The 21,116-nt window shown below is 56.3% G+C and carries 19 protein-coding genes, 1 tRNA gene and 1 pseudogene; 14 read left to right on the top strand and 7 right to left on the bottom strand.

Features of this window, described 5'->3' with window-relative positions; all coding sequences use genetic code 11:
* Positions 1-112 precede the first annotated feature (112 nt).
* The 6 genes and pseudogenes from WJU22_RS20695 (at position 113) to WJU22_RS20675 (ending at position 6,568) form a co-directional block, all read left to right on the top strand.
* Entirely contained in the window at positions 113-2,791 is a 2,679-nt protein-coding gene (locus WJU22_RS20695) for a CshA/CshB family fibrillar adhesin-related protein (RefSeq protein WP_341840073.1), read from the top strand.
* 48 nt (positions 2,792-2,839) lie between these two features.
* On the top strand, positions 2,840-3,676 hold the full coding sequence (locus WJU22_RS20690) for an alpha-1,2-fucosyltransferase (protein ID WP_341840072.1): 837 nt from the start codon (positions 2,840-2,842) through the stop codon (positions 3,674-3,676).
* A gap of 5 nt (positions 3,677-3,681) precedes the next feature.
* Positions 3,682-4,503: a glycosyltransferase gene (locus tag WJU22_RS20685; RefSeq protein ID WP_341840071.1), complete on the top strand. Its 822-nt coding sequence runs from the start codon at positions 3,682-3,684 to the stop codon at positions 4,501-4,503.
* Entirely contained in the window at positions 4,496-5,656 is a 1,161-nt protein-coding gene (locus WJU22_RS20680; protein ID WP_341840070.1) for a glycosyltransferase family 4 protein, read from the top strand. Before WJU22_RS20685 ends, WJU22_RS20680 begins: the two co-directional genes overlap by 8 nt.
* Positions 5,556-5,822, top strand: a pseudogene (locus tag WJU22_RS27305) (glycosyltransferase family 2 protein); the annotation flags it as partial. The gene WJU22_RS20680 and the pseudogene WJU22_RS27305, both read left to right, overlap by 101 nt.
* A gap of 92 nt (positions 5,823-5,914) precedes the next feature.
* Positions 5,915-6,568, top strand: coding sequence for a glycosyltransferase family 2 protein (locus tag WJU22_RS20675; RefSeq protein ID WP_425165373.1), 654 nt, complete (start codon positions 5,915-5,917; stop codon positions 6,566-6,568).
* Positions 6,569-6,640: 72 nt separating this feature from the next.
* Here the strand turns inward: WJU22_RS20675 and WJU22_RS20670 are convergent, their stop codons facing one another.
* A complete protein-coding gene (locus WJU22_RS20670) occupies positions 6,641-9,151 on the bottom strand; it encodes a YfhO family protein (protein WP_341840069.1) in 2,511 nt (836 codons plus the stop codon).
* A 90-nt stretch (positions 9,152-9,241) separates the two neighbouring features.
* Between WJU22_RS20670 and WJU22_RS20665 the strand changes: the two genes are divergently transcribed.
* The 3 genes from WJU22_RS20665 to WJU22_RS20655 are packed head-to-tail and all read left to right on the top strand — an operon-like array spanning position 9,242 to position 10,747.
* Positions 9,242-9,496 carry a hypothetical protein gene (locus WJU22_RS20665; protein WP_341840068.1) on the top strand — a complete coding sequence of 85 codons (255 nt, stop codon included), beginning with the start codon at positions 9,242-9,244 and terminating at the stop codon, positions 9,494-9,496.
* A complete protein-coding gene (locus tag WJU22_RS20660; protein WP_341840067.1) occupies positions 9,493-10,287 on the top strand; it encodes a queuosine precursor transporter in 795 nt (264 codons plus the stop codon). The genes WJU22_RS20665 and WJU22_RS20660 overlap by 4 nt, the downstream gene beginning before the upstream one ends.
* Before the next feature lie 10 nt (positions 10,288-10,297).
* Positions 10,298-10,747, top strand: a complete 450-nt coding sequence (locus WJU22_RS20655) for an NUDIX domain-containing protein (protein ID WP_341840066.1) — start codon at positions 10,298-10,300, stop codon at positions 10,745-10,747.
* Here WJU22_RS20655 and WJU22_RS20650 read toward each other — a convergent pair.
* The 3 genes from WJU22_RS20650 to WJU22_RS20640 form a co-directional block, all read right to left on the bottom strand.
* The gene (locus tag WJU22_RS20650; RefSeq protein ID WP_341840065.1) at positions 10,744-11,646 is read right to left on the bottom strand and encodes a magnesium transporter CorA family protein; all 903 of its coding nucleotides are present in this window, start codon (positions 11,644-11,646) and stop codon (positions 10,744-10,746) included. The two genes, WJU22_RS20655 and WJU22_RS20650, sit on opposite strands and share 4 nt — an antisense overlap.
* 80 nt (positions 11,647-11,726) lie before the next feature.
* Positions 11,727-12,506 (bottom strand): diaminopimelate epimerase, encoded by a 780-nt coding sequence (gene dapF, locus WJU22_RS20645; protein ID WP_341840064.1) that lies wholly within the window; start codon positions 12,504-12,506, stop codon positions 11,727-11,729.
* A gap of 34 nt (positions 12,507-12,540) precedes the next feature.
* Complete coding sequence (locus WJU22_RS20640) at positions 12,541-13,416, bottom strand: nucleoside phosphorylase (RefSeq protein ID WP_341840063.1); 876 nt, start codon at positions 13,414-13,416, stop codon at positions 12,541-12,543.
* Between the two features lie 107 nt (positions 13,417-13,523).
* Here WJU22_RS20640 and WJU22_RS20635 point away from each other — a divergent pair.
* From WJU22_RS20635 to WJU22_RS20615, 5 genes are all read left to right on the top strand, one after another.
* Positions 13,524-13,594: transfer RNA gene (locus WJU22_RS20635), tRNA-Cys, on the top strand.
* 257 nt (positions 13,595-13,851) lie between these two features.
* Complete coding sequence (locus tag WJU22_RS20630) at positions 13,852-14,445, top strand: Crp/Fnr family transcriptional regulator (RefSeq protein ID WP_341840062.1); 594 nt, start codon at positions 13,852-13,854, stop codon at positions 14,443-14,445.
* 60 nt (positions 14,446-14,505) lie between these two features.
* Positions 14,506-14,733 carry a hypothetical protein gene (locus WJU22_RS20625; protein WP_341840061.1) on the top strand — a complete coding sequence of 76 codons (228 nt, stop codon included), beginning with the start codon at positions 14,506-14,508 and terminating at the stop codon, positions 14,731-14,733.
* Positions 14,717-15,379, top strand: a complete 663-nt coding sequence (locus WJU22_RS20620; protein WP_341840060.1) for a pirin family protein — start codon at positions 14,717-14,719, stop codon at positions 15,377-15,379. Before WJU22_RS20625 ends, WJU22_RS20620 begins: the two co-directional genes overlap by 17 nt.
* 482 nt (positions 15,380-15,861) lie before the next feature.
* A complete protein-coding gene (locus WJU22_RS20615; RefSeq protein ID WP_341840059.1) occupies positions 15,862-16,362 on the top strand; it encodes a hypothetical protein in 501 nt (166 codons plus the stop codon).
* A 90-nt stretch (positions 16,363-16,452) separates the two neighbouring features.
* On the opposite strand, the gene WJU22_RS20610 is transcribed toward WJU22_RS20615, so the two are convergent.
* The 3 genes from WJU22_RS20610 to WJU22_RS20600 all read right to left on the bottom strand — a co-directional run bounded on the left by WJU22_RS20610 (position 16,453) and on the right by WJU22_RS20600 (position 21,116).
* Positions 16,453-18,825 carry an ABC transporter permease gene (locus WJU22_RS20610; protein ID WP_341840058.1) on the bottom strand — a complete coding sequence of 791 codons (2,373 nt, stop codon included), beginning with the start codon at positions 18,823-18,825 and terminating at the stop codon, positions 16,453-16,455.
* A gap of 230 nt (positions 18,826-19,055) precedes the next feature.
* Positions 19,056-19,586 (bottom strand): discoidin domain-containing protein, encoded by a 531-nt coding sequence (locus tag WJU22_RS20605; protein WP_341840057.1) that lies wholly within the window; start codon positions 19,584-19,586, stop codon positions 19,056-19,058.
* 3 nt (positions 19,587-19,589) lie between these two features.
* Entirely contained in the window at positions 19,590-21,116 is a 1,527-nt protein-coding gene (locus tag WJU22_RS20600; RefSeq protein ID WP_341840056.1) for a RagB/SusD family nutrient uptake outer membrane protein, read from the bottom strand.

Raw genomic sequence — 21,116 nt, 5'->3', positions numbered from 1 at the left:
TTCAAACTTAACGGCGAATATATAATGATTTTGGTTTGCTCCGGGAATTATTAACTTTAACGACTGGTCCCCGTGCTGATCCATCCCGTGTTACGCTCATTCCGTTTTCCTTATGCCGAGGCTTGCCGTCAAAACACTCCTTTTCATCTTCTTCCTCATCGCGGGTACCACCGTACGGGCCCAATATGCAGACCGCGGCACCGGAAAGCTGAAGCCTTACATCTGGTTTTTCGACTGGAACGGTTTTACCGTCGCCGACGGCGCCACGCGCATGTTTACGACGGCCGACGGAATCCGGGTCACCATCCGGTTCAGCAACGTATCGGGTACCCTGGAGCCGGATGTCATGAACACCTGGTACGGCGCGGTGTTGCATAACCTGTACGAGTTTTCCGACACGCGCATGCGCCCCTCGCTCCACAGCCGGCAAACCGCGGCAACGGTCATGTTCGATATGGAAATCACTGCCCGGCGGAACGGCGTCTCCATCCCGTTTACGCTCGTGGCCGCCGATGCGGAAGCTTCCGTTTCCACCGAAGTGACGCATTTTACCACTTCCGGCGGCGCCTGGCAGGCGGTCGATTATTTCAAGAACGTGCTCACGATGCTCAATCCCCTCACGGGATGCAATACGCAAACCATCCAGATCGCCAATACCTACGGCGGCAGTTCCGGAACGGGCGAGAACATGATGATGGCCACCTGGTCTGACGGGGTGGCGCCCCTGGTCGTCAAAACCACCCTGGAACGCCAGAGCGGCGCTATCGGCGGGATGGCGGTTACTTTCGGGATTCTGGCGCCCATAGACTGGGGAGACCTTCCCGGTCCGTACCCCTCCGCGCAGCATGCCATCAACTGGCGCGCCGTCAACGGCTGCTCCTTCGCGCCGCCGGGGCCCTCGCTGATCCCGGAGTCGCGCCTGTTCCTGGGCAACGTTATGGCCGATCCGGACGATGTACAGGGCGCAGACGATAACCTGCTGGGGGCCGACGAAGAAGCGGTATCCGTTTTTCCTGCATACAACGGCAGCACCGGTACGTACGCGCTCAACGTTGCCGTCACGAACCAGACGGGGGCAACGGCTTACGCCGGCGGGTGGATGGACTGGGACCGCGACGGGGTCTTCAGTGCCAACGAAACCATCGTGCTGACCATACCGCCCGGCGCTACCAGCGCGGTTTTTAGCTGGACGGGCCTCCCTTATTCGCTGGCAGACGGCCCCTCGGCCCGGTGCGCCTTCCGGTTCCGCATCGCGTCTACCCGCGCGGCCGTCGAATCGCCGGAAGGCTTCGCTGCGGACGGGGAAGTGGAGGACTACATGGAATCCATACCGCAAACCTGCAACATCACGAAAGTGGATGCAGGCAGGGACGTGGCCATCTGCGAAGGCCGGAACGCGCGGCTCCAGGCTTCAGGGGCAGACCGTTACCAATGGCAGCCCGATCCTTCGCTCACAGCGGTCAACATCCCCAATCCATCGGCCAATCCTCCTGCTACCACCGCTTACTTTTTATACGGCGAACACGCCAACGGCTGCCATAGCCGCGATACGGTGACAGTGCGGGTACATCCGCTTCCGGTGCTGAACGTGACGCCGGGGAACTACGCCGTTTGCCAGGGCACAAGTATCACGTTTACGGCCACAGGGGCGGATAACGTAACCTGGAGCGATTACACGGGCGCCGGCGTGGGAACGGGTAATACGCTCACCGTGGCGCCGCAGATTTCCGGGCCTTATACTGCGGTACTGTCTGAAAACCTTTGCGGACAGCGGGCTACGATCACGCTCCCCGTGATGGTAACGCCCCGCCCCGTAGTCAGCGTAACGCCCCTGAACGCCACCATCTGCGAGGGCAGCGCGGTCACGTTTACCGCAACCGGTGGCTCCTTTACCTGGACAGACGCGCAGCAAAACATCATCGGCACTGCAGGGCAGCTACAGGTGCAACCAGCGAACAGCGCCAATTACGCGGTGCGGGTCCAGCATGCCGTTTGCGGGATAGACGAAACTTTCGTATTGCCGGTTACGGTGCGGAAACCTACGGATATGGGCGTTTCGCCACTGCAAGGCTTCGCCTGTAAAGGGGAGCAGGTGCAGTTCACGGCGCGCGGAGCGGATGAAGCGGTTTGGGAAAGGGAAGATTTTACCGTGATCGGAACGGGCGACCGGTTGACGACGGCCCCCGTCACTTCGAGCACCGTGTACCACGTTACGCTCCGCGACCGGGTGTGCGGACAGGAACAACGGGTGACGCTGCCGGTTAGCATGCGCCAGCCGCCGGATGTGACCATTTTCAAAAGCAACGATATCGACTGTATGCATGGCGCTGCAACGCTGACGGCTGCGGGCGCGCTGGAATACCGGTGGAGCGCGGGGCCGGGGATTTCCGATCCCGCGATGCACGTCCAGTCCGTTTCACCGGTAACATCGCACAAATATTACCTGTCGTCCAAAGATATTTACGGCTGTTCCGCCCTCGATTCGGTGACGGTCGCCGTTTCCTACACCGGCCAGCGGCCGCACTTCCAGCTGCCCAACGCGTTTACGCCCAACCGTGATGGGGTCAACGATTGCTTCGGGATCAGATCCACCGGGCCGGTGACCCGCTTCGAGCTGTCGGTGTTCGACCGGTGGGGGAAGATCGTTTTCAGGACGAGCAAGGCCAACGATTGCTGGGACGGCACTTACAAAAACGTTCCACTGGACGTCGGCACCTTTGTGTATGTGTTGCGGATCGCTTCCGAATGCGGGCCGGTGGAACGGAAAGGAACGGTTACGCTGCTGCGCTGATCGGATTAATGGCCGAAAAAGGATAATTTTGCGCCAAAACGAACCCATTTGATCCTTGTTCAATTAAAAGGCGGGCTGGGCAACCAGATGTTCCAATACGCTGCCGGCCGCGCGCTGGCTTTGCGTTATGATGTTCCGCTGTACCTCGACAAGGGGAGTTACGAGCCCCGCCAGGCCGCGATGTACGGGCTCGACGGACTGAAGATCCACGCCGCCGCGGCCTCCGAAAACATGATCCCGCACCCCGGGCCGCTGGGAAAGGTGTTCAACCGCCTGGCCCCCGCATCCATGCGGAGCATCCTCCGCGAAGCGCATTTCCACTACGACCCCGCGTTCGAAGCCGTTAAACCGCCCGTGTACCTGAAAGGCTACTGGCAAAGCTGGAAATACTTCGCGCCCGTAGCCGATGTCATCCGGGAAGATTTCGCGTTCAACATCGATTTTTCACCGGAAATACTGGCCAAAGCGGAAATATTGCGCAACAGCGACAGCGTGGCCATGCACTTCCGCCGGGGCGATTATACGAGCACATCGGCGGCGGTGTACCACGGCATTTGCGAACCCGAATATTACGAGCGGGCGGCGGCACGGTATCCCGGCGCTACATTTTATATATTTACCAACGATCCGGCATGGGTGAAAGACAATCTTCCCGCGGGCATTCCCTACGAAATCCTCAGCGGATCGTTGAGCAGCACGCAATACGAAGACCTTTTCCTTATGAGCCAATGCAGGCACCAGATCATCGCCAACAGCAGTTACAGCTGGTGGGCGGCCTGGCTGAACCGGTTTCCCGGCAAAAGGATCACTGCGCCGAAGCGGTGGTTTCTGGCGGAGGGATTGCATGATCACGACCTGGTCCCGGCGGCATGGGACAGAATTTAGCACACATGGAAAAAGCACCGCTCATATCCGTCATATTACCCGTTTACAACGGCGGCCCATTCCTGCGGCAAACGCTGGAAGCATTGCTGGCGCAGACTTTGGAAGATTTTGAACTGATCGTCATCAATGATGGGTCTACCGACGACAGCGAGGCTACCATCCTCTCTTTTAACGATCCCCGCATCCATTATTTCCCGCAGCCGAACCAGGGCTTCATTTTCAGCCTGAACCGCGGCATCGCGGCGGCACGGGGGCAATACATCGCGCGGATCGATGCAGACGATGTTTGTTTGCCCGAACGCTTCGAACGGCAGGCGGCCTGGCTGGCTGCTCACCCGGAAACGGCGGTGGTAGGGTGTTTTATCACTTTCATCGACGAAAACGGCCGGGAAACGGGCATCTGGCCGGAAGACAGGGCCTGCGTCACGAACGGGCAGATCCGCAGGGCGCTTCCCAAATTCAACTGCATCGCCCATCCCGGCGTGATGGCCAGGGCGGAAGTGTTCCGCGAATATCCTTACCGGAAGGAACAAAAACACATCGAAGATTACGACCTCTGGCTTCGCCTGCAGGGCGACGGTAAAGTGATGGAAAAGGTGCCGGAGCCGCTGTTGCTGTATCGTGTGCATTCTGGCTCGGTGACGGTTTCGGTCATCAAGAAAAACAATATTTTCCTGCGGCATTTCCATTGCAAGCGCCGGTACCTGGCGCTACGCCTGGCGCAGGGGAAGTGGAACGGGTTCGATTGCCGGGTGCTGGCCGGTATGTGCCGCGATGCGGTCGTTGCCATGGTGAAATCCTTCAAACAACGCAATGCCCATGTATAAACTGTTCCTTCTCAAACGGCGCCTCGAAGCCCTGGCGATCTTCCCGTTTGCCCTGCTGGGCAGACTGATCGCCCGTTTGCGGCCGCTGGAAGGGGAGTTTGATCTTTTCCTGTTCTTCCCGTTTTACCACGTTGGCGGCGCGGAAAAGGTGCATGCGCAGATCGCACAGTTGTTTCCCGATAAAAAGATCATCATTTTCTTCACGAAAAAATCGCAGGGAGATGCGCTGCTTAGCCAGTTCAAAGCCCCGAATATCACCGTGCGCGATGTTTCCCGGTATACGGACAATAAGTTCATGTACTGGAATAACCTTATCTGGCGCGGCATTGCGGCGGAATACATCCGCCGGCAGCGGGTGCAGCCCCTCGTGTTCAACGGGCAATGCAATTTCGCGTATAAATTATCGCCGCATGTGCCGAAGGGCGTCCGCCAGGTGGAACTGATCCATTCGTTCTGCAGTTTTTCGTATATCCGCATCCCGTTTATCCCGTTTTACGAAACGTCGGTCATGATCAGCAGAGACAGTATCCGCAAGCACCTGGAGCTGTACCGCAAGTTCAACGTCCCTGCGGCGTTCGGCGAGCGCATCCGCCTCATCATGAACGGGATTCCCATTCCGGCGGACGTAGCGCCGCTTCCCGAAGCGGCGCGGTTGCTGTATGCCGGTCGCGGAACTTCGGAGAAACGCCCCTGGCTGGTAGCGGCCATCGCGCAGGCGGCGGGGGAGAAGGCCGGTATGCTGGGGCCGCTGGAAACCGCCATCCCGGCCGATTTGCAGGGAAGTTGCGTGTTTTATGGGGAGCAGTCGGGCGCAGAGGTGATAGACCGCATTTACCGGGAGCACCGGATCATCGCCATCACATCATCCACCGAAGGTTTTCCCATGGTGATCATGGAAGCGATGGCGCGCGGGCTGGCCGTTTTATCGACCGACGTGGGCGATATTCCGTATCATGTGCAGCATGGCGCGAACGGTTGGCTGATTTCGCACCGGCAGCCGGAAGCGGAGATCGTGGCGGAAGGGGCGCGGCTGCTGCGCGAAGCGGGGCCGGATGCGCTGGCCGCCATGCGGGAAAGGAACATCGCCTACGCAAAGGAACATTTCAGTCTCGAAGCGTTCGCTGCCGCTTATCGCAGCCTTTTGTCGAATTGATATGAAGCCATTAACTGTCATCATCATCACTTATAACCGGCCAGACGATCTCCTGATGCTGGTCCGCAACCTTGCTGCCCAAAAAAATGCGGATGCGTTGCTGGAAGAAGTGATCATCGTCAATAACGCGTCTACCGCCGATTACAGCGAAGTAAAAGCCTTCATGGCCGGGCTTCCCTTTTTCCGCTACATCGAGTCCTCCGAAAACCTGGGCGTGGCCAGGGGCGCAATCTCGGTATTTCGCTCGCCAAATCGCCCGTGCTCGTTACGATCGACGATGACGCCTGGTTCCGCGACGATACCGCGCTGCAGCTCATCGCCGACGCCTTCGAAGGGCCGTACCTGCGGGAGAACCATGCGGGGATCCTCTGCTTCAAAGTGCTGTATGCCAGCACGGGACAGATGCAGGTGAACGCCTTTCCGCAGAAACAATTCGAAAAGTATAAAAACAAGCCCCGGTTCCTGGCGCCTTACTTCATCGGCGCGGGGCACGCCATTCTGAAGGAAGCGTACGACAAGGCAGGCCTGTACCCCGAAGATTTCTTCTACGGCATGGAGGAATACGACCTCGCTTACCGCGTCATCGAGAAAGGATTTACGATCGCTTACCTGTCGGATATCGTGGTGATGCACAACGAATCGCCCCTGGGCCGCACACCGCATGCCGATAAAATGCGGATGTTGTGGGTGAATAAGGCGAAAGTGGCGTTCCGCTATCTCCCGAAATCGTGTTTCTATACCACCGCCATCATGTGGTCGCTTGAATATTTGAAGAAAACGAAGTGGGACTGGAAAGGATGGGGGGAAGGCTGGAAATCGGTCTTCAGCATCCCGGGAAACGAGAAGCGGACGCCGTTGGGAGCCGCTGCCCGCGCGTATCTCCGGGGAACGGAGGCGCGTTTGTGGTATTGATCCCAAGAAATTAATAAAAGCACAACGGCCCGGCGATTATAGGATCACCGGGCCGTTGCCTTTATCGTTCCATTACTTTTTGACGGACTTGCTGCCTTCGGGCGCTACTTCCTTGCCGGCATTGGCTTTCCGCTGCCGGATAATCTCGAAAGCGATGGCCAGGGCGAGCAGGATCAGCATGGCGATAGACGAAAACGCCGTGATCTTGTTGCCCAGGTAATAGCTGCGCGGCTCGAATTTCATGACGATATCGTGATCGCCCGCGGGGATTTTGGCGGCGCGCAGCAGGTAGTTCGCGCGGAGGATTTCTTCTTCCTTACCGTCGATGAACAGTTTCCATCCTGCGGGATAATAAATCTCCGAGAACACCGCGAGGCCGGCCTTGCTGTTGGAGCTGCGGTAATGCAGCTCGTTGAGGCCGTATTTGGTGAGGCGGATGTGGCTGGCGGAATCTTTTGCGGGAACGAGGCCGTTCAACGAAGGGCGGAACCGCTCGTCGACCACGGCGGCATGCGCGGTGGGCAGGCTGTCGAGCGTTTTCATTTCTGCATCGGCGTTCTTCGCCCATACGAGGCTGTCTACGAACCAGGCGTTGCCGAGTGCTTCGGGGTTGCGCTGGTAGGAAAGCTGGCCCTGCGGGGTCTGGAAGATGATGTATTTGGTGTTGAGCATGTTCACCACGCCCGGTGTGCCTTTAGACAGCTGATGCTCGATCAGGTCCTGGTAACGGGCGAGCTTCACGGGGCTATAACCGCCCACGCTCTTGTGGTGGTACGAACTGATGGCGTCTTCGAAACGGGCCGTATTGAAAACGCGGTAATACGGATCAGGATCTTTCTTGATCTCGATATCTACGGGAGACGGCGCAAAAATGGCGCTGTAGTCAGACGGGGTTACGTAATTCTCTTTCCCGAGGTAGCGGTTGGAAATCCACATCTGGTCTACGGCTACGAGGCCGGCGAGGATGGCGAGCGCGGGCGTTGCGGCCAGCTTGCCTTTCAGCCAGGCCCAGCAAAGGGCGAATGCGGCTACGATGAAGAAGAGGCTCCTCAGCGCGTCGATCCGCAGCAGGGAGGCACGGTCTGCCTTCAACGCGGTGATGATCTGGCCGAGCATATTCTGATCGCCACCCACGAACTGGCTGAAATATTGCAGCGCAAAATCCTGGCTGTGGGTGAAAGACAGCACCCCGAAAGAGCAAACCACGAGCAGCAGCGCGAGGCCGCCGGTCACGTACAGCGCTTTCTTCAGGTCTTTCAACGCCAGCGTTTTATCCTGCGCGTCGGTCATCAGCTGGTTCAGGCCCCAGCATGCGAAAAAGGGCACCAGCACCTGCGGAATCACCAAAGCCTGCGCCGGCGCGCGGAATTTATTGTACAGCGGGAGATGGTCGAACAGGAAATAGTTGATAAAGGAAAGATTGCTGCCCCAGGCGAGCACCACGCCCACGATGCAGGCCGCCACGATCCACCATTTGTTGAAGTCTTTCACGATGAACAGCGCCAGCACGAAGAAGAACAGGATGATGGCGCCCCAGTACACGCCGCCGTCGGTCATCGGCTGCGAGCCCCAGTAGCGTGGCATGTTCTTCACGAATTCGTTGGCCTGCGCTTCGGGAACGCCCATGGTGGTCAGTTGCTTGTGCATTTCACCGTTGTCGGGCAGCGGGCCGGAGGAGGGGCCGCCGTAGAGGTTGGGCGCCACTACGGTGAGGGTTTCGAAAATACCTTCGCTCCAGTTGAAAGCGTAGCTTTTGTCGAGGCCGCCTTTCGTTTTGTCGCTTTCCGTTCCGGCGGCGGGCGTCAGTTCGCTATGGCCGCCGCGCATAGTGTATTTGCCGAATTCGGTGGTCGTCCAGATGGTAACCGTGCTGGGGAGGACCGACAATGCGCCGAAAACCACCAGTGTTCCCGTGGCTTTCAGGAATTGGGGCACCTGTTTGGTTTTAACGGCATGAACGAGATAGCCGATCCCTATGCAAAGGCACACCAGCAGCATATAATAAACCATCTGATAGTGGCCGGAAGTGATCATGAGGCACAGCGTGATACAGGTAATGATCCCGCCGATGAAATATTTGCCGCGATAGGCGAGGAGGATGCCTGCGAGCAGGGGCGCCATGTACGCGATGGTAAACATCTTCGTATCGTGCCCCGCCGCGATGATCATCGCGTTGTACGAACCGAACCCGAAGGCGATGGCCCCCATCACCGCGATCCACCACCTGAAATTCATGACAGACAGCAGGAAATAAAAACCGATCATCGCCAGGAAATAAAAGTTCACCGGCTTCGGCAAACCCAGCGTAAAGATCTCGTGCAGGTAATACGTAAAGTTGTCCTGCGCCATATAGATCTGGTACGTAGGCATCCCGCCAAACATGGCGTTGGTCCACACAGGATTGATGCCTGTGCTGTCGTGATATGCACGCGCTTCCTGGGACATGCCCTTCCACGACACGTTATCGGTCTGCCGCAATTCCATGTCGTTCAACACGGGCGAGCAGAACAGGAACGCGAGCCCCAGGAAGATCAGGACGGCATACACATGTTTCAGGAGGCCTTTTTGCCAAGTTTGTTGCATCGGGTATTTCCGGTTTAGTTGTAAAAGAATCCAAAATAACTGTATTTTATCCGAAATTTCAATATGAGGCTCGTCCGCTTTCTTATAAAATTGAGCTTTATCTGTAATATCTGCTACTGGCTAGGTTTTGTCATCCGGATGATGGGAGATCCCGAAGCGTGGGACTTCCTCGTCAAGCACGTCACCATCCTCGGCTGGCTCGTGGCCGCGCCCCTCAATATCGTCACCATTCTCCTCACCATCGTTATGCTGCTGTTGAAAAAGGTACGTTTTGCCGCCATTCATCCATACGTTTTTGTGCTGAATGTCATTACTTTGCTTTTCCAACTCGTATCCCCCATATGATTACCAATATATTGAAAGACAAGCCCACCCGGGTCTTCATCATCCTCGCCGGCATTTTCGTGGCCAACGCCCTCATCGCCGAGATCATCGGCGTCAAGATCTTTTCGCTGGAAGCCACCTTCGGCATGAGCCCCGTGAACATCATGATCTTCGGGGACGCGTACAGTTTCAATATGACCGCCGGCGTACTGCTCTGGCCCGTCGTTTTTATCATGACCGATATCATCAATGAATATTACGGTGTGAAGGGCGTCCGTTTCCTGTCGTACCTCACCGCCGCGCTCATCGCCTTCGCGTTCATCGTCTTTTACATCGCCATCCGCCTCGATCCCGCCGCTTTCTTCGTGACCAGCAAGGTGGAGGCCGGCGTTCCGGATATGGACAAGGCGTATGGTCAGATACTCGGCCAGGGCTCCATGATCATCATCGCGTCGCTCACGGCTTTTTTGCTGGGGCAGCTGGTAGACGTGTTCACGTTCCACAAGATCAAGAAAGTGACCGGGGAGGGCAAAATCTGGCTCCGTTCTACCGGGTCCACGCTTGTTTCGCAACTCATCGACTCGTTCGTAGTGCTGTTTTGCGCGTTCTACCTCTTCCCGCTCATCGCCGGTCAAAAAGGACAGGTGTGGCCGCTGGGGCTGGTGATCAGCGTCTGCATCATCAATTACATCTATAAATTCACGGTCGCCATCGTGCTCACACCGGTCATCTATTGGGTCCACGGCATCATCGAAAGATACCTGGGCCACGAGCTGGCGGGGGAGATGAAACGTGCGGCCATGAACCGATAAATATTTCAACATGCCTCAGTTTACGGTCCGTGTATACGGCATCATGATCAATGAAAAGAAACAGGTGCTCGTGAGCGACGAGTACATCCGCGGCGGTTATTATACCAAATTCCCCGGCGGCGGGCTCGAGTTCGGCGAAGGAACGCTGGAATGCATGGTGCGGGAATGGCAGGAAGAGCTGAGCCAGGATGTGGAAGTGGTGGAACATATCTATACCACCGATTTTTTCCAGATTTCCGCGTTCGACAATACCAACCAGATCATTTCCATTTACTATCTCGTGAAGCCGGTGTCGCCGTTCGTGGCGCCTTTGCTGGAGGAGCCTTTCGGGTTTGAGATACCGGAGGGTGCAGACCAGGTGGAGGGCGTGAGATGGGTGGATTGGGCCGATTTTTCGGCACAGGCAGTAACCCTGCCGATCGACAAGGTGCTGGCCGATATCGTCAAATCAAAATACTAGAACCACTTTTTCTTCATGAAGTACCAGCTCATGACGATGGCCGTGATAATGGCGATCGTTACGGGGATGTAGAAGCTGTATTTGGAATGGGCGTAGGGGATTTCCACGTTCATTCCGTAAATGCTGGCTACGAGTACGGGCAGCGTGAGCACGATCGTGATGGACGTGAGGCGTTTCATCACGAAGTTGAGGTTGTTGGAGATGATGCTCGCGAACGCGTCCATGGTAGAGGAAAGGATGTTGGTGTAGATATTGGCCATTTCCAATGCCTGGGAAGTGTCTACGATCAGATCGTGCAGGAATTCCTTTTCATCTTCGTTGAGGCCGAGGAAGTTGGTGCGTTCCAGCTTCATGAGCAGCAGTTCGTTGCTGCGCAGGGCGGTGACGAAGTATACGAGGGATTTCTGGATGCGCATCAGGTACAGCAGTTCCTCGTTCCGGTTGGAGTCGTAGAGTTTCTGTTCGAGCAGATTGCGGCGCTGGTTGATTTCCTTGAGGTAATCGAGGAAGTTCATGACCACTTTCTCGAAAATCTTCAGCACCATCATGTTCCGCTTCTCGGGATGGCGGTTGTGGAAGGTGTTGAGGAATTTCTTGATGGCGGCGTTGTCGAATGAATTGACGGTGACGATCTGGTTGTGGGTGAGGATGATCACGATGGGGATCGTGATGTAGTAGCTGTCGCTTTCGTTGATGGAGTTATTTTCCGTGGGGGTCTTGAGAACGATGAGCTTCACATTGTCTTCCAGCTCGAAACGGCTTTTTTCGTCGATATCCAGCGAGTCGGTCAAAAAGTCCAGCGGGATGTCCAGCTCTTCCGACAGTTGTTCGAACTCGGATTGTTTCAACGGCGGGGTAATATTCACCCAGGCGCCGTTGTCCGGTTCCTTGATTTCCACTGTTCGGGCATCGATATTTATGAAGTACTGGATCATCCGGGCGCAAAGGTAACGGAATTAATTTACCAAAAGCGGGCCGCCTAAATTTTAATATTTCCTTCAAATACAGGCGTGGCGGGGCCGCAGAGCCAGATGTCCTCGAAGCTGCGCTCGCCCGTCCGCAGGTACCTGACTTCCAGGTGGCCGCCGAGGGTTTCCACGGGGATGGCGTATTGTCCGGCTTCGCCGGGCGCAGCGGTGAGGGCGGCGGCGGTAACGCCGGTGCCGCAGGAGAAGGTCTCGTCTTCCACGCCCCGCTCATAGGTGCGCACGAAAATGCCCTGGTCGGTTTCCTGCACGAAGTTGACGTTGGTGCCCACAGCGGCAAAACGCTCGTTATAGCGGATGCCGCGCCCTTCCTCGTACACGTCCACTTCCTGGATATCGGTCACGAAGCGCACGAAGTGCGGGGAGCCGGTATTGAGGTAGAAATAGTTGTTCCCGACCTCCACCTGGTCCACATCCTTCATCTTCAGTTCCACCCAGCCATTGTCGCGGAATTTGGCGTCATGCTCGCCGTCAGACGCGATGAACCGGAGCGTATCTCCCTTGATCCCCATGTTCCGGGCGAAAGCGGTGAGGCAGCGGCCGCCGTTCCCGCACATGCTGCCTTCGCGGCCGTCGGAATTGTGGTATTTCATCCGGAAGTCGTACCCGTCCTCGTTTTCCAGCATCATCAACCCGTCTGCCCCGATGCCGAAGCGGCGGTCGCACAAATGTTCGATCTGTTCGGTCGTGAGGCCGGAATATTCGCCGGAACGGTTGTCTACGATCACGAAATCGTTCCCTGTTCCCTGGTATTTATAGAAATGGATCTGCATGATTGGGCAAAGTTACGCATTGTTGTGGTGGTATTCAAGCGGCGATGATGGGAAGGGCGGTGGTAATGAGTTTTTCCACGGCGGCGTTCCCGTCTGCGCTGAATTCGCCCCTGACGCGATTGGCCACGATGGCGCTCAGCGAAAGGCAACGGTGCCCGAAAACGCGCCCCAGCCCGTATATCCCCGAAGTTTCCATTTCAAAGTTCGTGATGCGCTGGTTTTCGAAGGTGAACCTGCCCAACTGGTCGATCAGCTCGGGGTGGGAGAGCGCGCCACGGAGCTGGCGGCCCTGCGGGGCATAGAATCCCGGGCAGGTAACGGTAATGCCCGAATGGAACCCTTCGCCGAAAAGCCCCAGTAATTCGGGCGCGGCCTCGAACAGGTAAGGCCGGGCGGCGTGGGGCTGGAGCCGCACCTGCCCGCGGAAGGCTTCCAGGAGCTGAAGCTCTTCGGGCGTATTGTGCCAGGTATAATATGGCAGCAGGTTATCGAGCCCGATGGCGTGCGAGGAAGCCACGAAACTATCGACGGGGATATGTTCCTGCAGCGAGCCGGACGTTCCCAGCCGCACGATCCGCAGGCTGGTCAGCGCGTCTTTGATCTGCCGGGTTTCGAAATCGATGTTCACCAGGGCGTCTAGTTCGTTGAGGACGATGTCGATATTGTCTGTCCCGATACCGGTAGACACTACCGAGATGCGCGTGTTGCCGACGTAACCGGTGTGGGTGACGAACTCGCGGTGCCGGAATTGCCCTTCCACCCGGTCGAAATGTTTGCTGACGTTCACTACCCGGTCAGGATCGCCCACGGTGATGATGGTGTGCGCGATTTCTTCGGGCCTGACGTCCAGATGGTAAACGGCCCCGCGGGCGTTGAGAATCAGTTCTGATGCGGCAATTCCTGTTGACATAAATCGATTTTTTTATTCCGTAAAGAAATATCTTGTAATCAGATTTGGCAAATATCTAAAATTTACTACTTTTGCAGTCCATCAAAAACGGATGGGAACAAAAACAAGGTACCGTGGCCGAGAGGCTAGGCAGAGGTCTGCAAAACCTCGTACAGCGGTTCGAATCCGCTCGGTACCTCAGGATCATCTGAAACCCGCCTTCATGGCGGGTTTTGTTTTTCCCGGATTTCTCCGTCCGCCTACTGCCTCCTGTCCGTTCCCTAAATATCCCATCCCAATTTCAAACAACGTATTAACGGGAATTTGGTTGTATTTCGCAGCAGGATGCCGTATTCCGGCAGCAGAGCGGCGCAAAATTCATGCTCGATCCCCTTTCCCGGGTAAAATTCCGGAAATTTCCATGCCGTATCTTTGCAGCAGTTTCAAACTTTGTGCATGGCATCGTCCCGACTGGCGGAATACCTCGCCAACAATACCCATATCGGCATCGAAAGCGCTACCGGACTGGCAGCTTCCCTGAAAACCGTTTCGGTGCCCAAAGGCGCTTTTCTGCTCCGGCAGGGCGAGGTGTGCCGCAATTCTTTTTTCGTGGAAGAAGGATTGCTGCGGTATTATTCCATCGACGATAAAGGGAAGGAGCACATCCTGCAGTTTGCTCCGGAAAGCTGGATCGTGTCTGACCGGGAAAGCGTGTATTTCGGGAACCCTTCGAAGTATTTCATCCAGGCGCTGGAAGACAGCCGCGTGATTTCGCTCGACGAAGCCTTCGTGCTGGATATCTCCCGCCACGATCCCGCGTTCACCGAAGCCAACAACCGCCTGCTCCATAATCATATCCGCCATTTGCAGGACCGTGTCAACGAACTGCTCAGTTTTACGGCCGAAGCGCGCTATCTCCGCTTTATCGAATTATACCCCAGTCTTTTACTGCGCGTTCCCCAATCCATGGTCGCTTCCTATCTCGGCATCGCGCCCGAAAGCCTCAGCCGCGTCCGCAAGGAAATGGCTCAGCGCCATCACGGATCTTAACGTAGGTCAATGGTCGGGCGGGGCCGACCGTCGTAGTTTTGCTGTAGAAAATCAAAAACTATGGCAAAGAAAAATATCGAAAAAGTCATCGCGCCCCGGGCGCCCCATTTCGTGGGCGACGGCTTCCGCGTACACAATTTTATTCCGAGCGGGTTGACCCAGCAGCGGACAGACCCCTTCATCATGCTCGACTACAACTCTACCTGGAACGTGCCGGCAGGCAACGAGGCCGAAAGGCGTGGGCGTTCACCCGCACCGCGGCTTCGAAACCGTGACCATCGCCTATAAAGGCCGCGTGGAGCATGCAGACAGCAGTGGCGGCGGTGGTGTGATCGGCGAGGGCGACGTGCAATGGATGACGGCCGCTTCCGGCGTGTTGCACAAAGAATTCCACGAAAAGGAATGGAGCCGCAAGGGTGGGGATTTTCAGATGGTGCAGCTGTGGGTGAACCTTCCCGCGAAAGATAAAATGAGCCCGCCCAAATACCAGGCCCTGAAACACGAAAACATGGCGAAATCGGCATTGCCCGACGGGAAAGGGTATGTGGAAGTGATCGCCGGGGAATATAAGGGTACCAAAGGCAGCGCCACCACTTTTTCGCCGGTGCATTTGTACAACGTGTACCTGCAACCCGGTGGCGATGCGGCTTTCAGCTTCCCCGCAGGTTATACCACCGGCCTCCTCGTGATCAAGGGATCCGTACAGGTAAATGGCGATACGCCCGTGGCGCAAGACCATTTCGTGCTGTTCGCCAACGATGGGGAAGAAGTGCAGGTATCGGCTTCGGAAGACGCTACCGTACTGCTTTTGAGCGGTGAGCCGCTGCGCGAGCCCATCGTGTCTTACGGGCCGTTCGTGATGAACACCGAAAAAGAGATCGAAGAAGCGATCCGCGATTTCAACACCGGTAAATTCGGTTACCTCGAAGATTGATATTCCGGCGGGCGCCGTTCGGGCGCCCGCTTTTCCAGAAAATATTCATCATTAATTACATCACTTAAATCGGAATGCAATGGCAAGTTTACCCATCCAGTTCTCGTACGACCGTACCGAATCCAATTAACGCTTCTGCGCGGACCATATCCTGCATCCGGCTCCTCCTTGGGGCCGGATGTTCGTTTTTTCGGATTCACCAGTCCTGGCTTTCTGCAAGGAATCTTGTACTAATTACATGGGTTCCATTTGATTTTAATTTCTTACAATATCTTTTTAAATAGTATAAATTGTATTGAAAATTGATTAAATTGTATTGATATCAGTGGGGAGGCTTACGTTTCCTTAAACTTTTCAATTTCTTAACGCCGCAGGCGCAGCCTTGAGCCAGGGTAGCCGTAAATTGTTGTTCGTTGACCGGAAAGATCGGTTTGTAACCTGGAAAACCATATTCATTTTTAAAAACCCTCAATAAAAGCTCCATGAAAACAATCCTGAAACTGGCGATGGCTTCCATGTCCCTGTTGTTCCTGCCCGCCCTCCTTAAAGCCCAAAGCAACAACATCCTCGACGTCGTGAATGCGGAAAGGAAATTCGAAAAACATCTGAAGAACGCCGCCGATCCCTGCAACGATTTCGTTATTTCTTACATGGAATCCAGTTCCAACGGCCTGGGCGGCGGTTCCACGCTCTGCAACCATCCTTATGATTTCGACGATTATGTGAATACGTTCCGCGCCTGGCTGAACCAGCCATTTTCCGTAGGCGCCATCACGCTGCATTACGAGGTTTGGGACGGATTCGGCAACATCGTGTCGCAGGGGAATATTTACAATTTCTCAGACACGAATTCCTATGCGCTGCCGGCCACGTTACCGGTGGGTTTTTACAGCATCATCGCTACGGTGACGGTGAGCGGTTGCCCGGATGCGAGCGAGTATTACGAATTGCCGATCGAGTACGCCAATTGCGGCGGTAAATAAGTATTTCCTCTTTTTTGACCAATACGAAAAGCTCCGCCGGTTCATCCGGAGGAGCCTTTTCTTTTTAAGGCCGTGGTTGATACTGGATATCTATTGCTTTAGCGACTGCACCGGGTTGGCCAATGCCGCTTTGATGGATTGATAGCTGATGGTCAGCAGTGTGATCGCCGCCATTGTGCCACCGGCAATGAGGAACACATCCGCCCCGAAGCACACCCGGTAGGCAAAGTCGTCCAGCCACCCGCGCATCACGTACCACACGAGCGGGAAAGCGATCAACGCCGCGAGCAGCAACAGTTTGAGAAAATCTCTCCAAAGCAGCAGCACTACGCCGCCTACCGTTGCGCCCAGCACTTTCCGGATACCGATCTCTTTCCGTCTTTTCTGCGCCGTAAACGCCGCCAGGCCAAACAGGCCCAGGCACGAAATGAGGACCGCCAGCGCCGTGAAGTAGCGCGATAGCACGGCTACCTGGTGCTCGGCGGCATACATCGCCTGGTATTCATCGTCCATATAGATGAACTCGAACACATGCCCTTTGAAGAATTGATCGAAAGTTTGGCGGATGTTGGCCAATGCGTTGGATGGATCGCCGTTGCCGAGCTTCACGATGATGTTCGGCATCACGGGGTAAGTCTGGAAGAAACACGGCCCCACGTTGTTGTACAGGGATTCGAAGTTGAAATCGGCCGCGATGCCCACGATCCGGCGGTCCTGGTCCCAAAGCCGGACCGTTTTGCCGATAGGGTCTTGCAGGCCCATTTGCCGGATAGCCGTTTCGTTGAAGATGATTTCCTGCTGCGCTCCGGCGCTTTCCGAAAAGTACCGTCCAGCTTTCAGTTGGATGCCGGTAGTTTGCAGGAAGCGAAAACCGACTTCGAGATTCGCAAGATTAACGCCCTTGCCGGAAGGTTTGCCGGGCCATTGCATGTCGCCTACTTCGCCGTGCTTTCCGAGCAGGTTATGCCCGTAGCTGGACGCGTCCGTTACGCCGGGCAACTGCCGCAGCGCGCCCACGAAGCTTTCTGCCGCCGCGAGTTTAGCGGGCTCCATTTCCAGGGGGATTTCAAAATGTATGATGTGGCTGCGGTCGTAGCCGAGATGTTTATGCTGGATGTAGCTTACCTGCCGGTAAATAACGAGCACGGCGCAGATCGCCGCTACCGACAATGCAAACTGAAAAACGACCAGTCCTTTTCTAACCCAGGCTTCGCCGTTGCCCGCTTTGAAGCTTCCTTTCAACGCCGCTACGGGCCGGAAACGGGAAATGTACCAGGCGGGGTAGCTGCCTGCCAGCAGGCCGGTAACCAAAATGATGGCCAGCATGGTCAGCACGAGCGGTAGTTCGGGCTGCAAAGCAAGGCTTTTGCCGCTGAACTGGTTGAAGGCAGGTAGCAGCAGCCAGATGAACAATAGCGCCAGCATCCCGGCGCAGCCGCTCATGAGCATCGATTCGCCGAGGTGTTGCAACACCAGGTGGCCACGGGTAGCGCCGGCCGCTTTGCGGATACCGGTTTCTTTCATACGCCGGGCGGCCCTGGCGGTGGAGAGGTTCATGAAGTTGATACAGGCTACGAAGAGGATGAAAACCGCGATCAGCGTAAACAATCTTACATATGCGATGCGCCCGCCCTGCCGTACGCCGTTCTCGTACTGCCCATACAGGTACCTGTCCGCGAAAGGCCGCGCAAATAATGTACTGCCTTCATTCTGCTTCCGGTCCTGGAAAAAGTGTTCCAGTTTATTTTTAAATGCGGCAACGTCCGCGTCTTTACGGAGCAACACGTAGGTAGCCGGATCGCTGTTTCCCCATTCGCGCAGCCCGGCGCGTTTTTCAAGGAAGCTTTCGAAGCCGAGGAGGATATCGAAAGGTTGGGAATTGGCAGCCTGCGTTTGCGCGAACACGGCCGCTACAACATAATTGCCACTGAATTCATCCAGCTGGAAGTCGGCCGACCGGCCAACCGGGTCCACGCCGGGAAAAAGGCGCGCCGCCAGCTCGTCGGATATGGCGATGGTGCGGGTATCGCTGAAAAGCCTTGCCGTGTCGCCGCTCAAAACGGGATAACTGAACATCCTGAAAAAGCCTGCGCTGGCAAATTGTGCGTTCGCCTTCATGCGAAGATCCCCGTTGGCAATGCCGGCCCTCGCCGAAAACCAGGAAGGCGTCATCACGGTGGCGGCTTCTTCCACTTCGGGAAATTCCGCTTTCAGTGCGGCCGCCAGCGGCCCGGGTGTATTGGGCGTTGTTTCGATCCCGTTCCCGTGCCGGATGTTTTGCATCACCTGGTACAACCGTTTGTCGGCCGTATGGAAATGGTCTACGGCCAGCTCGTCTACCGTCCATAGCCAGATCAGTAATGCGCAGGCCAGGCTGATGGAAAGGCCCAGCAGATTGATGATCGCGAACTGGCGGTCGTTCAGCAGGGAACGCCAGGCCATCTTGAAGTAATTGTACAACATGCCGACGGGTTTTGGTTGGGGGAGATGAACAACGGCACCACCCGGGAAACGGGGCACAACTGTTATGCCAGTAAATTAACCGGCTGTGTAATTGCTTGTTAGCATTTCCAGCGTGTGTATATATGTCCGTTTCCGGACAGTGGAGTGTGCGGGAATGCGAAAGCCCGTGCGCTTGCGCGTCACGGGCTTCGGGGGTTCAGAGTAGCATCTACCGTTGGCAGGTATGATGATCATTTAGTTGTGTATACTTCTATTTCGGACAGGAAGGTTTTCTGGATGGGCCCCGCCAGGGCCGTGAGCCGCAGGTACCGGAACGTGCCGGAAGAGGGCACGGGATAGCTTTGGGCGGTACGCGTGGTGGGGACGAATGCGAGATTGTCTTTCAGCACCGTCCACGAAGCGCCGTCGGTACTGCCTTCCAGCTTGAAGCGCGTCATCCCGTTGGCATCGTTCTGCCGGGCAATGATGTCGATCGTCACGAGATGAATGGCGTTTTTCATGTCTACGGTGATGGAATGTGGATAGGGCAACACGGTCGGGCAACCCTGCGAGCTCCAGTAAGTGGCGGTTTTGCCGTCGAGCACAAGGTTGGCCGTGGCGGTTTCGCAAGTGGTTTCCTCGCTGGAGGCGGTGGCGCTCCAGCCGGTGCGGTCGGCTTTCATCACGGTGGATTTGTCCTGAAAGAAAACGGCATCGGCCTTGCCGCATCCTGCCGCCGCGATACATGCCATGAGATATAGATAGAGAATTGATGGTTTCATGCTTTACGGATTTTGGGTGAGGTTCGGGTTCACCAGGCGCTCGCGGTTGGGGATAAAATAGATCACCCGGTTGTCGGAGGGCAGGATGGTTTGCTGGATGTTGGTGCTGGGCGTGTTGTTGAGGGAATGCGTGCCGGGGTAGTTCCTTTCCAGCGGACGATTGTTCCGGAACAGATCGTACGCCCGGTGCCCTTCGAACGCGAGCTCCAGTTGTCTTTCCTCCAACACTGCGTCCAGTACGGATTTGCCGGCTGCGGCCAGACTGGCGAGGGTATGCAGGCCCGTGCCGGAAAGCCCTGCGCGCTGGCGCAGCATGTTCAGGTCGTCTACCGCCAGCTGGAGCCCTGCGCCTCCCTGTTTGGCGTTCGCTTCCGCGCGGATGAGGTACATCTCCGCCAGGCGCATGTACACGGGCGAACTGAGGTTCACCAGGCCTTCCTGGTAATTGTACTTATTGATGTAATACATGGGCGTGTTGGGATTGAGGCGCGTGTTCATCCGGATATCCGCCACGGGCACGGCGTACGGCCAGCCCAGCACGTCACCTGCGTTGGTGTACGGCGAAATGAAGGCATGACGGAGGTCGGCAGGCTGCTGATCGAGCAGGGCCATGTATTGGGTGGAAGCGTAAATCTCGCCCCAGCCGGTTTGCCCCTGGCCGCCTTCGCTGAAGTACATGGAACCGATGGCGCTGAAGTCGCGGTTTTCGGCCTTGGTGTGGCGGATGCAGAAAATGGTCTCGCGGTTGTCTTCGGGCACGCTGCGGAAATAATTCTTGTACGCATCGCCCGTCAGCAGGTTGTAGCGGCCGGAATTGATGACGAGATTGGCGAATTCGATGGCTTTGGCGTTGTTGCCCATATAAAGGTACACGCGGGCCAGGAGTGCCTGTGCCACTTCCTTCGACGCGAAATTATTGCTTTTCCTTTCAGTCATCAGGTCGATGGCTTTGAGCAGGTCGGCTACCACCTGATCGTAGATTTCCTTCACGGAATTGCGTGCCGGCAGCTCGGTGGTGGTAGATTCCAATATGAGGGGCACGGCTTCGTTGGTACCGTTGCCCTGGGTATACGGCCGCCCGAAAATGCGGACGAGGTTGAAGTAGATCATGGCGCGGAGGTACAGGTTTTCGCCCTTCAGCTGCTTCATGCCGGCCGAAGCCCCGTCCGGCGTAAAGGCGATCACCTTGTTGGCGGCGTTCACCACGCCGTACGATTGGCGCCAGACGTTGTTCACATGGCTCATATCCACCAGATGCGTATATCTGTATGCGTTAGACAGCGCATCGGAAGACGTTTGGGCCTGCGCAATGTTATCTCCCTGGTATTCCGATAAAAAGTGGAAGGAGCGCACATAGTCGGCGTTTTTGAGCACTGCGTAGGTGCCGATGGTGGCGGATTTCACGTCCGCCTCATTTTTGAGCGCATCGTCCTCGTTCTTGGCGGTCGACGGCTCGAAGGTCTTCTTGCAGGCGGTGCCGAGGCTCAGGGCCAGCACGCCCAGCAGGAGAAAGCGGTATGTTGATGTCAT

This window comes from Chitinophaga caseinilytica (assembly GCF_038396765.1).
Taxonomy (GTDB): domain Bacteria; phylum Bacteroidota; class Bacteroidia; order Chitinophagales; family Chitinophagaceae; genus Chitinophaga; species Chitinophaga caseinilytica.
Note: the sequence above shows the minus strand (reverse complement) of the source record. Positions and strands in the feature narration are given on the sequence as shown.

Bases quoted from the DNA above. Each gene is read 5' to 3' on its own strand.
- WJU22_RS20615 (WP_341840059.1), top strand. From the start codon at position 15,862: ATGAAAACAATCCTGAAACTGGCGATGGCTTCCATGTCCCTGTTGTTC.
- WJU22_RS20610 (WP_341840058.1), bottom strand. From the start codon at position 18,825: ATGTTGTACAATTACTTCAAGATGGCCTGGCGTTCCCTGCTGAACGAC.
- WJU22_RS20640 (WP_341840063.1), bottom strand. From the start codon at position 13,416: ATGTCAACAGGAATTGCCGCATCAGAACTGATTCTCAACGCCCGCGGG.
- WJU22_RS20685 (WP_341840071.1), top strand. From the start codon at position 3,682: ATGGAAAAAGCACCGCTCATATCCGTCATATTACCCGTTTACAACGGC.
- WJU22_RS20660 (WP_341840067.1), top strand. From the start codon at position 9,493: ATGATTACCAATATATTGAAAGACAAGCCCACCCGGGTCTTCATCATC.
- WJU22_RS20695 (WP_341840073.1), top strand. From the start codon at position 113: ATGCCGAGGCTTGCCGTCAAAACACTCCTTTTCATCTTCTTCCTCATC.
- WJU22_RS20605 (WP_341840057.1), bottom strand. From the start codon at position 19,586: ATGAAACCATCAATTCTCTATCTATATCTCATGGCATGTATCGCGGCG.
- WJU22_RS20625 (WP_341840061.1), top strand. From the start codon at position 14,506: ATGGCAAAGAAAAATATCGAAAAAGTCATCGCGCCCCGGGCGCCCCAT.
- WJU22_RS20680 (WP_341840070.1), top strand. From the start codon at position 4,496: ATGTATAAACTGTTCCTTCTCAAACGGCGCCTCGAAGCCCTGGCGATC.
- dapF (WP_341840064.1), bottom strand. From the start codon at position 12,506: ATGCAGATCCATTTCTATAAATACCAGGGAACAGGGAACGATTTCGTG.
- WJU22_RS20670 (WP_341840069.1), bottom strand. From the start codon at position 9,151: ATGCAACAAACTTGGCAAAAAGGCCTCCTGAAACATGTGTATGCCGTC.
- WJU22_RS20600 (WP_341840056.1), bottom strand. From the start codon at position 21,116: ATGACATCAACATACCGCTTTCTCCTGCTGGGCGTGCTGGCCCTGAGC.
- WJU22_RS20655 (WP_341840066.1), top strand. From the start codon at position 10,298: ATGCCTCAGTTTACGGTCCGTGTATACGGCATCATGATCAATGAAAAG.
- WJU22_RS20630 (WP_341840062.1), top strand. From the start codon at position 13,852: ATGGCATCGTCCCGACTGGCGGAATACCTCGCCAACAATACCCATATC.